This is a genomic window from Mycobacterium colombiense (genome assembly GCF_003284935.1).
In the GTDB taxonomy this organism is placed as follows: domain Bacteria; phylum Actinomycetota; class Actinomycetes; order Mycobacteriales; family Mycobacteriaceae; genus Mycobacterium; species Mycobacterium arosiense_A.
Genome location: NZ_QMEV01000111.1, coordinates 1 through 9,403 on the forward strand (window position 1 = coordinate 1; position 9,403 = coordinate 9,403).

Here is a 9,403-nt window from a genome sequence, read left to right on the forward strand (position 1 = left end):
CTGCCGCCGCCGCCATTGGGGCCGCCGGGTTCGCCGCCACCGGGCACAGTGGTGGGCGCGACGCTAGACGACGGGGTGGTCGTCGGGGTGGTGGTGCTGCTGGGGCCGCCTTTATGGCCGCCGCCGCAGGCGACCGATAACACGAGCATCGCCGCACCGCCGAGCAGTGCGACCGTCGTCCTCGGTCCAGATCTCATCAGATCCCCCAATCTCCACATGCGCCACTTCGCGCCGCCCACTTTTTCTTACCCCGGGGCGTCGCCGCGCAAACAGATTCGGGCGGCGAAATCCGCCGAGACGAGGATGGCCCGTCACGGGGATGTGACGGGCCATCGCGAACGGCGGTCTGCTAGCAATTCGCTCCCGGAATGCACCCGACGAGCGTGGCGATGTGGGCGCCGGGGACGGACGTGCCGGGCTGTGTCGTCGCGACACTGGACGACGGATGCGGCGCCACCGCCGTTGTGCTGCCGGCCGGGCTAACACCCGCGGCACCGAATCCGACCGTCAAAACGGCCGCCGTTGCACCGCCGAACACCGCGATCGCCTTCGTGATTGGGGTCTTCATCGGGCGCTCCCCTCAGCTCGGTGCGTTTGTTACAAGCTAAATCCTACACCTGTGCAACTGTGCGCACGGTAAATTTTTGGCATCGGACCGCGGACGGCGAACCGATGCGCGTCGGACACCCCGGTGACGAGAGTGGTTCGCGGCGGGCGCGGGCGGCGCGCCGGTGCGAGTCGGCCCTGGATCACGCAATCCGCAAGCGGCCGCCGCATCGGTGGATGGGCGGCCGCCGGTGGGTTGCTGGCTAATCTTCCTTGTTGATCAGCTTGCGCAGCGCGACCCGGTCGGGCTGCAGCAGTTCGGCGATGCGGGGCCGGTTCACCTCCGCGACGATGATCTCGCCGACCTCCTGATAGACCTCGCTGAAGATGCCGTGCGATTTCATCTTCGCGGTCTGATATTGGTTGTCCTCGGTCGGCGTCACGTAGATCACCGCGTCGGCCTTGAAGCGGTGCACCAGCCAGAGGTGGATCAGCGTCATCAGCCGCTTCTGCCGGAGTTTCTCGGCGAAGGTGTTCTGGTCGCGGACCTGAAGGATGCTGCGGCCGTGCCGGTCCTTGATCGGGTCGACGACGACGTTGGCCAGCTGCTCGTCGTCGTTGCCGTAGATCCCGAGCTCCAGCACGTCCGAGCCGGCCCGGCGGGGCCGCAGCTGCACCCGCAGCTTCTCCCCCAGGCTGTAGTTCTCGCTCCACATCGCCAGCCACTCCTCGAGCAGCTTCTTCGGCACCTCGGTCTGCACCAGGTGCTGGTGCTGGGTCGACCCCTCGCCCATCGCCTTGGTGGTCGCGGTGCGACCCGACGAGGCGGTCAGCGCCGCGTCGCTGCGCGGCCCGCCGACCAGGGTTTGCGGTGTGCGGTAAGGGGATTCGACCAAACGCATCTTGCGCTGCAGGCGCGCCAGCGCCAGCATGCCGTCCTGTTGCAGCGAGGTGGCGAATTCTTCGGCCGCGACGCCGTCGATCTGGTGTCCGCCATAGGTGATGAAGTTGAAGACGAAGCCCATCTTGCCCAGTTCCTCGGGGAACTGCTTCATCTGCTCATCGGTCATGCCGGTGGTGTCCCAGTTGAACGACGGCGACAGGTTGTAGGCCAGCATCTGCTCGGGGAACTCGGCGTGGATGGCATCGGCGAACTGCTTGGCGTCGGCCAGGTCGGCGGTCTTGGTCTCCATCCACAGGATGTCGGCGAACGGCGCGGCCGCCAGCGACTTCGCGATGGCGTACGGGATGCCGCCGCGGATCTGGTAGTAGCCCTCCGGGGTCTTGGACAGCTCGCAGTCCCACCCGGGGTCGACGCCCAGTTCCTTCGCCTTGGTCTTGGCGGAGTACAGCGATGCACGCGCCGCGAAGGCCCGCCACTCGTCGACGCTCATGTCGGCCGGCTCGCCCTCGCTGGCATCGAATTCGAGCACCTCGGCCACGGCCTCGCCGTAGGTCATCAGGCCGGCGTCGTCCTCCCACGCCGCCACGAACCGCGACTCGACCTGGTCGAACAGGTCGTCGATCGACTGATGACCGTTCTCGCGCCAGGTGTTGACCGCATCGGAGATCACGCCCTGGATGCCCTGGCGCTCCAGCCACGCCCCGGCCTCGGCGTACTCCCCTTCGGGCAGCGCATAGAGAAGGTGGCCGTTGAGGTCCTTGACGCCCAGCTCGTAGAAGCGGCGCACCATCGCCAGGAAGCAGGACTTGTAAGACGGGATGTTGAGGTTGGTGGCGCCGAGCAGGAACGGCTGATCGCGCTCGTCGGCCCGGCTGTCCAGCAGGTTGGCCGCCTCGGCATCGGTGCGGGCGACGATGATGCCCGGCACCTTCATGATGTCGAGCTGGAAGCGCGCGGCGTTGAGGCGTTTGATCTGCTCGTCGGACGGCACCAGCACCTTGCCGCCCTGGTGGCCGCACTTCTTGGTGCCGGGCCGCTGGTCCTCGATGTGATATCCCGGGACCCCGACCTCGACGAAGCGGCGGATCAGGTTGCGCACGTGCGGGTCACCGCCGTGGCCCGTGTCGGCGTCGGCGATGATGAACGGCCGGTAGTCGTATTCGGTGGCGGTGGCCCGCTGCTGCTCGCTCATGTTCAGGCGCTGGTACTGCTGATTGCGGTCGGCGGTCAGCAGCGCGCGCACCAGCACCGCGGCGTCGTCGGGCACCTGGCTCAACGGGTAGCTGGCCAGGTCGGGTCCGGGATCCTCGGTGGTGGAACCCTTGGCCGAGGTCGCCCAACCACCCAGGTAGATCCCCTCGATGCCCATCCGCTTCATCGCGACGGCCTGGCCAGGCGAGTAGGGGCCGAAGGTGGTGATGCTCTTCTTCTCGGCGAACAGCTCACGTAGCCGCTCGTAGAACGCGGCCGCCGCGTTGCGGGCGACGGTGTAGTCGGTGGGGATGGTGCCGCGCTGCTCCGCTACCTGGCGGGCCGTGAAGAGGCGGGTGATCCGGGAGAAGCGCGGGTCGTCGAAGTATTGCTGCGTGGCAGCGACCTCGTCGTCAAACGATGGCCGGACTTGGGTGTCCTTCTCAATGATCGCCATGTCTTTCGCTCCTCTTCGCGCACGAATTCACTGAACGTGAGTCTATCCCCGGCAACGGCAGTTCAATCAGGGTCGACGGACTTGAGCCAAATCTGTTGGCCCGCCCGGTTCTTGCGAGCGCCCTTGGGTTCCAACGCGTTGGGAGACAATACTTTTCGATACGGTATCGGTCACGGGGCGGCCGCGCGACGCGCCAGCCAGTCCCGTTGACGGCGGACGAACTCCGCGTCGACGACCCGGCCATGGCCCGGGACGTAGAGCGCGTCGGGCCCACCGACCGCCAGCAGCCGGTCCAGGGTCGCGGGCCAGGCCGCGATGTCGGAGTCGGCGTCGATCGCGGGGTCATCGGACTCCTCCACCAGGTCGCCTGTGAAGACCACGGTCCGCTGGCCGCCTTCCGTTGCGGGCGCGAGCACCACCAAATCCGAGGCGGTATGGCCACGCCCGAGATGGGCGATCGTCACCGCCCGATCCCCCAGGTCAATGGTGGCGTCGTAACCGCCGCTGCGCGGGGGCCGTAGGGCCGCGACCGCCGCGTCCACCTCGGCGGGGTCGGCACCATGACGCAGCGCGTCCTCGCGGAGGTCACCGGTCGCCGAGGAAAGATACTCGGCGACCTCGGGGGTGCAGATGACTTGCGCCCCCTCGAACAGCGACGAGCCCAGCACATGATCGAAGTGCTTGTGCGTCAACACAATATGGGTCGCCGGGCGCCCCGCGAGCAGCCGCACGTCGGCGTCGATCGCCGCCGCCTCGGTGAGCGTGGTCCCGGTGTCGACGAGCACTGCGCCGCTGCGGCCCCACACCAGCCCGACGGTCACGTCGCAGAACGGAAGCCGGCAGCGACGCACGCTCTCGGTCAACCGCTCCCAGGCAAGGTGCACATCCAGCAAGGTAGCCGCCCCCGGTGTAACCGCTGCAGGGCGCGACGTCATCCTCCCCCGACTCGCGCACGGTGGCGCCCTCGCGAGCCTCTAGACGCCCCCCGGCGACTGGTTTCGCGCCAGACCGCTCGGGCTATTTCCCCGGGATGGCTATCACGGATTCCCGCGAAGTCGTCATCGAGGCGACGCCCGACGAAATCATGGATGTGCTGTTCGACCTTGAGTCGTTGACCGAGTGGTCGTCGGCGCACAAGAAGGTCGAGGTGCTCGAGCGCGACGACCAGAATCATCCGACCAGGTCCAGGCAGGTCGTCAAGCTCGTCGGCGTCAGCGACGAGCAGGAACTCGAATACACCGTTCACGACGACGGTGTGGGCTGGACGTTGGTCCGTGCCAAACAGCAACGTGCTCAGGAGGGTCGGTACACGCTGACCCCCGAGGGCGACGCCACCAGGGTCCGTTTCGAGCTCACCGTGGACCTGGTGGCGCCGGTCCCTGGATTTCTGGTGAAGAAGGGGGCCAAGAGCCTGATGGACACGGCCACCGAGGGCCTGCGCAAGCGGGTCCTCGAAGTCGAGAAGCGCGCACAGTAACCGCCGTCCGCGCGGATGAAATCGGGTCCTTCCCGAGCGCGGGCGCGGGAGTCAGACTGGTAGTCATGGAACCGGCGTCGGCGGGCAGGCTTGGCCGCATCGCAGCGATCTTCGGTGCGCTGGCCATTGCGCCGGCGCTGTCCGGCTGCGGCGGCCAAGGCGATGGCCACATGACGACGTCGTCGGCGCCGAAGATCACCACCCTGGGCCGCACGGCGCCGCGGGCACCCGCCGGCGGATCACTGACCATCACCAGTCCCGCCTTCGCCGACGGGGCGCCGATCCCGGTCCAGTACACCTGCAAGGGTGCCGACATCGCACCGCCGTTGACGTGGACGGCGCCGTTGGGTGCGGCGCTGGTGGTCGACGACCCCGACGCCGTCAACGGGCTCTACGTCCATTGGGTTGTCGTCGGAATCCCTCCGGGTTCCGGGAGCACCGCCGATGGTCAGACCCCGGCCGGGGCGACCGCCCTGCCGAACACGGCCGGCCAGCCGGCCTACAAGGGCCCCTGTCCCCCGGCGGGCACCGGCACGCATCATTACCGGTTCACCCTCTATCAGCTGCCCAACGACTATCAGCTGCCCGCCGACCTGGTAGGGGTACAGGCGGCACAGACGATCGGGGGCGCCGCCACGGCACAGGCCCAGCTCACCGGGGTGTTCGGCGGCTGATTCGGCCTGTCACGACGCGTCGTCGAGCACCTGATAGGCGGCGTTGTAACCGGGAGTGAACGTGATTCCGGGCCCGCCGTGGCATCCCGCACCGGCGAGATAGAGGCCCTCGATTCCGACGGGCATATCGAGAAAGCCTTTGGGCCCGGGCCGATTCGGCCCCATCAGGTCGGGGTGCAGCAGCCCGTGGCAGAAGTCGCCCGAGGGCGCACCGAACATGGTGTTCATGTGATAGGGCGCGAACGTGATGTGGCGGATCACGATGTCCTTGAAGTTCGGCGCCAACCGGGTGATCTTGTCGATAACCCGTTGCGCCATCTCGTTTTTGAGATGGCCATGCTGATCACGGCCGGCCTCGACCGGGAACGCGTACGCGAACGCGCTGGCCGCGTGCTTGCCGGGCGGCGCCATGCTGGGATCGTGCACCGACGGGATCTGCATGCCCATCGAGGGGTTGTCCGGAACGACGCCCCGGCGGCAGTTTTCCCAGTGCAGCTGTTGCTCCTCGGGTGACCCGAAGATGCCCACCGACTGTTGCATGCCTTCTTCGTTGAGGAACTCGTAGGGCGGGGCGAATTCGGGCAACCCGTCCAGGGCGAAGTGGAGCTGTACGAACGAGGCGCGGTGGTCACGGCCGGAGACGCGCGAGACTAGCTGCGCGGGAACATGTTCGGGTGCGATCAGCCCGGTGAGGGTGACGTCGGGCGACAGGTTGGACACCACGATCGGCGCCGAGATCGTCGAACCGTCCCGCAGCCGCACGCCGGTGACCTGCTGCCCGGCGACCAGGATCTCCTCGGCTTTGGTGCGAAACCGGATCTCGCCGCCATGGGCGACGAAGAGCTCACGCAAGTGTTCGGTGAGCGCGCCGATGCCGCCCCTCAGCTTGGTCATCATCGCGGTGCTGTCGTCGGGCACCGCCAGCGCGAAGGCCAAACAGGTTGCGCTGCCTGGGGTGTACGGGCCGCGGTAGGTCGAGTTGACGGCCAGGAATGCCAGCATCCCGCGCATGACCGCGTGCTTTTCTCTGTCCGGCAGGTAGCGGTCGATCACGTCCATGGCCGAGCCGAACAGCATTTCGTGAATAGCTCGGCGTTCATCGTCGTCGGTCGCGCACGCATACATCTCGTCGAGAGTCATGGGCGGTCGGCGGACGTCGAAGCGGCCCAGCGCCTTCGCCGGTCCCCGACTCCAGCCGATCAGTTCGGCCATGCCAGTGACGGCATCGATCCCGTGCTTGTCGCTCAGGTGCGTCATCAGCCGCATCGGGTCGCGGTAGAAGATCATCGGCTCTTCGCCGTGCTCACCGATGTTCGTCGACATCACGTCGGGCTCCACCGCCGGCAGCGTGTCCAGCCCGAGGTCCTTGGCGAGTTCGCTTGCCATGGGGAACTGCACCGAACCGGCGATCTCGTAGCGGAAACCGTCGATCAACTCGACCGTCGCCGCCATGCCTCCCGCGTAGGTGTTGGCTTCCAGGCAGACGGTGCGCAACCCCGCCCGCTGTAAGAGCGCCGCGGCGGTCAGCCCGTTGTGGCCGGCGCCCACCACGATCGCGTCGTAACCCGTAGTGCTCATGTTCTGGACCCTCCATCCGGCAACCGCATGCCAGAATATGTCAGTACTGACATAATTGGAAGATGTCAGTTCTGACCCGCCGGCCTGGGATACGATCACCGCTGATGACCGGCCCGGGCAACCGTCACGAACAACGGCGACGATCGACGCACGAGGCGCTTCGCCAAGCGGCGTTGAAGAGCTTTGCGCGCAAGGGGTTTGCCAACGTCACGGTCACCGAGCTGGCCCGCGAGGCGGGCGTCACCGAACGCACCTTCTTCCGGCATTTCCCCACCAAGGAGGCCGTGCTCTTCGCCGACTACGAGACCCAGTTGGAGTGGCTGGCCGACGCGCTTGCCCAGCGTCCGCCGTCGGAATCGCTGTTCGATGCGGTGCTGGCCAGCGTGGCCACCTTCCCGCACGACCTCGAGGTGGTGCGCCAGGCCGCGACAGCCCGCGCGGAGCTGATCAGCGCCGAGCGGATTGCCGGTCACCTGCGTGTCGTGCAGTCCTCGTTCGCCGGCGTGCTCACCGACTTCGTCAGGCGACGCAATCCGGAGCTGGCGAACATCGATCTGTTGGCCGAGGTCGCGGGTTCCGCGATCGCCGCGGCACTGGTTGCGGCGGTGGAGAATTGGGGCCGCAGAGGTTGCTCCGGAGACCTCGGCGAAGACGTCGCCGCAAGTTTGGGTCTGGTGCGCTCCGGTCTGGCGCCGCTCGCCTGACCGCGCCGCTGCCGCCATCAGCACCCTAGACAGCCGAGCGACGAGTCTGGTTTGCTCAGCTGGCTAGCTTATTTCCGCGGGCAGGAGTTCGCGATGGCCCGTCTCAACGTGCCGGATGGCCCCGGCGGTGAAGCCGCCATGATCTGGACGCTGCGACCGCAACTCGGCGGCATGGTCGAACGCATGATCCGCGGCGCGTATCAGCAGAGCATCCTGCCGGCCGAAGAACGGGAGCTGGCCAGAATGCGCATCGCCATGATCAACGACTGCATCGCCTGCGCCGATTTCCGCGCCCAGTCCGTGCTGGACGCCGGCGTGGCTCCCGAGCTTTACGACAACGTCGCCGCTTACGCCAGCTACCCGGGATACACTGCGCGCCAACGTCTTTGCATCGAGTACGCCGAACGCTTCGCCACCGACCACGCATCGATGGACGACGCGTTCTTCCAACGCCTTCGGCAGTCGTTCTCCGACGAGGAGATCCTGGATCTCACGCTGTGCGTCGCCGTCTTCCTCGGCCTGGGACGCTCGCTGAGCGTGCTCGGTGTCGACCAGTCCTGCGCCATCGATCTCTGATCACCCAACGGAAAGGAACCAATGGACATCGCCACCGTCGACGAACTGCTGAGCACCACGCGGTCGGTTCGCAAACGCCTCGACCTGACCCGCCCGGTCGGTCGCGAGGTGATCCTGGAGTGCATCCAGCTGGCGATGCAGGCGCCCACGGCGAGCAACACGCAGAACTGGCGCTGGCTGGTCATCACCGATGCGGACAAGCGTGCCGCGATCGCCGAGATCTACCGCAGCATCGGCGCGCAGTACCTGGCCTATGCGGCCCAGAACGCGAGCGACGACCAGACGCAGCGGGTGTACCAGAGCGCGATGAGCCTGACCGAGACGCTGGCGGAGGTGCCCGTGCACGTCATCCCCTGCCTCAACGAGCGCATCGACACCGCCGAACCGGGCATCGCCGCCGCGGCCTGGGCATCGATCATTCCCGCGGGGTGGAGCTTTCTGCTGGCGCTGCGCTCGCGCGGGCTGGGATCGGTATGGACGACGATGCATCTGTTCAAGGAAAAGGAGGTCGGCGAGCTGCTCGGCATTCCGCCCACCGTCACCCAGGCGGCGCTGTTCCCCGTCGCCTACACGATCGGCACCGACTTCCGGCCGGCCAAGCGGCCGCCCGCGGAGACCATCACGTACTGGGACACCTGGGAACAGCCGGTCGGAGATCGCTGATGCGGTCTTACACCGTGCGATTCCACGTCGACGCGCCGCCGGGCAAGGTCTGGCGGGTGCTGCATCCGCCGGCCCCACCGAACGCCCCGCGGCCGCGGGTGCTCACGTGGCCCACCGGCAGCATGGAAATCCTCAACGAGGGCAACGCGGCCGGCGAGGGTCTGGTCCGCACCTGCGTCTTCGAAGTGCCCAAATACCTGCTGACCGGCGGTAGGGCGCGATCGTGGGAAACCGTGACCGAGGCCGAACTCAACAAGCTCTCGCGCTACGTCGCCGTCGGCGCCCCGCTGTGGTCGCGCGCCGAGGGATATCACCGGCTCGAGGAGCAGCCCGACGGCAGCACCGTGCTCACATTCCACGAGACGTATCACGCCTACAACCCGGTGTTGCGCTTCTTTCTCGAACGCCCGGTGCACGCGAAGATCTCCCGCGACAACCTCGAGACCTACGAGCACGCGCTCGGGTATGCGGGCCGGGTGCGGCGGCTCGACTAGGCGTTCTTTGCCACGCCGCGGATTTCACAACGATGTGAATTAGGTTGTTCGCCCCGGTACCCTCGATCTCTATGGGTGGAGTACCTGGTGCGGCAAGGTTGGTCGCCGCGAGCCTGATGGTCGCCGGCTGGGCCGCGTC

Annotated in this window: 10 protein-coding genes and 1 pseudogene; 6 read left to right on the forward strand and 5 right to left on the reverse strand. The window is 67.1% G+C overall.

Annotated elements, in window-relative coordinates:
• From DQP57_RS27035 to DQP57_RS25495, 4 genes and pseudogenes are all read right to left on the reverse strand, one after another.
• A pseudogene (locus tag DQP57_RS27035) lies at positions 1–197 on the reverse strand (hypothetical protein); the annotation flags it as partial.
• Positions 198–349: 152 nt separating this feature from the next.
• The gene (locus DQP57_RS26955; RefSeq protein WP_165821901.1) at positions 350–568 is read right to left on the reverse strand and encodes a hypothetical protein; all 219 of its coding nucleotides are present in this window, start codon (positions 566–568) and stop codon (positions 350–352) included.
• A gap of 241 nt (positions 569–809) precedes the next feature.
• Positions 810–3,098: an isocitrate lyase ICL2 gene (aceA, locus tag DQP57_RS25490; RefSeq protein WP_112635563.1), complete on the reverse strand. Its 2,289-nt coding sequence runs from the start codon at positions 3,096–3,098 to the stop codon at positions 810–812.
• A gap of 170 nt (positions 3,099–3,268) precedes the next feature.
• Positions 3,269–3,982, reverse strand: coding sequence for an MBL fold metallo-hydrolase (locus tag DQP57_RS25495; RefSeq protein ID WP_205869238.1), 714 nt, complete (start codon positions 3,980–3,982; stop codon positions 3,269–3,271).
• Positions 3,983–4,128: 146 nt separating this feature from the next.
• On the opposite strand from DQP57_RS25495, the gene DQP57_RS25500 reads away from it, so the two are divergent.
• Together DQP57_RS25500 and DQP57_RS25505 are read left to right on the forward strand one after the other, a co-directional pair.
• Complete coding sequence (locus tag DQP57_RS25500; protein ID WP_112635567.1) at positions 4,129–4,575, forward strand: SRPBCC family protein; 447 nt, start codon at positions 4,129–4,131, stop codon at positions 4,573–4,575.
• 65 nt (positions 4,576–4,640) lie between these two features.
• A complete protein-coding gene (locus tag DQP57_RS25505; protein ID WP_112635569.1) occupies positions 4,641–5,249 on the forward strand; it encodes a YbhB/YbcL family Raf kinase inhibitor-like protein in 609 nt (202 codons plus the stop codon).
• Between the two features lie 9 nt (positions 5,250–5,258).
• Here DQP57_RS25505 and DQP57_RS25510 read toward each other — a convergent pair whose 3' ends face one another.
• Positions 5,259–6,827 (reverse strand): phytoene desaturase family protein, encoded by a 1,569-nt coding sequence (locus DQP57_RS25510; RefSeq protein ID WP_112635571.1) that lies wholly within the window; start codon positions 6,825–6,827, stop codon positions 5,259–5,261.
• 104 nt (positions 6,828–6,931) lie between these two features.
• On the opposite strand from DQP57_RS25510, the gene DQP57_RS25515 reads away from it, so the two are divergent.
• From DQP57_RS25515 to DQP57_RS25530, 4 genes are all read left to right on the forward strand, one after another.
• Positions 6,932–7,531: a TetR/AcrR family transcriptional regulator gene (locus DQP57_RS25515; RefSeq protein WP_112635573.1), complete on the forward strand. Its 600-nt coding sequence runs from the start codon at positions 6,932–6,934 to the stop codon at positions 7,529–7,531.
• Between the two features lie 93 nt (positions 7,532–7,624).
• Entirely contained in the window at positions 7,625–8,107 is a 483-nt protein-coding gene (locus tag DQP57_RS25520) for a carboxymuconolactone decarboxylase family protein (protein WP_112635579.1), read from the forward strand.
• 21 nt (positions 8,108–8,128) lie between these two features.
• Positions 8,129–8,770, forward strand: a complete 642-nt coding sequence (locus DQP57_RS25525; protein WP_112635575.1) for a nitroreductase family protein — start codon at positions 8,129–8,131, stop codon at positions 8,768–8,770.
• Positions 8,770–9,264, forward strand: coding sequence for an SRPBCC family protein (locus DQP57_RS25530; RefSeq protein ID WP_112635577.1), 495 nt, complete (start codon positions 8,770–8,772; stop codon positions 9,262–9,264). Before DQP57_RS25525 ends, DQP57_RS25530 begins: the two co-directional genes overlap by 1 nt.
• The last annotated feature ends 139 nt before the right edge of the window (positions 9,265–9,403 follow it).

What these genes read in the sequence shown, in the direction of transcription:
- DQP57_RS25500 (WP_112635567.1), top strand. Translation starts at nt 4,129, where the DNA reads ATGGCTATCACGGATTCCCGCGAAGTCGTCATCGAGGCGACGCCCGAC.
- DQP57_RS25525 (WP_112635575.1), top strand. Translation starts at nt 8,129, where the DNA reads ATGGACATCGCCACCGTCGACGAACTGCTGAGCACCACGCGGTCGGTT.
- DQP57_RS25510 (WP_112635571.1), bottom strand. Translation starts at nt 6,827, where the DNA reads ATGAGCACTACGGGTTACGACGCGATCGTGGTGGGCGCCGGCCACAAC.
- DQP57_RS25515 (WP_112635573.1), top strand. Translation starts at nt 6,932, where the DNA reads ATGACCGGCCCGGGCAACCGTCACGAACAACGGCGACGATCGACGCAC.
- DQP57_RS25505 (WP_112635569.1), top strand. Translation starts at nt 4,641, where the DNA reads ATGGAACCGGCGTCGGCGGGCAGGCTTGGCCGCATCGCAGCGATCTTC.
- DQP57_RS26955 (WP_165821901.1), bottom strand. Translation starts at nt 568, where the DNA reads ATGAAGACCCCAATCACGAAGGCGATCGCGGTGTTCGGCGGTGCAACG.
- aceA (WP_112635563.1), bottom strand. Translation starts at nt 3,098, where the DNA reads ATGGCGATCATTGAGAAGGACACCCAAGTCCGGCCATCGTTTGACGAC.
- DQP57_RS25530 (WP_112635577.1), top strand. Translation starts at nt 8,770, where the DNA reads ATGCGGTCTTACACCGTGCGATTCCACGTCGACGCGCCGCCGGGCAAG.
- DQP57_RS25520 (WP_112635579.1), top strand. Translation starts at nt 7,625, where the DNA reads ATGGCCCGTCTCAACGTGCCGGATGGCCCCGGCGGTGAAGCCGCCATG.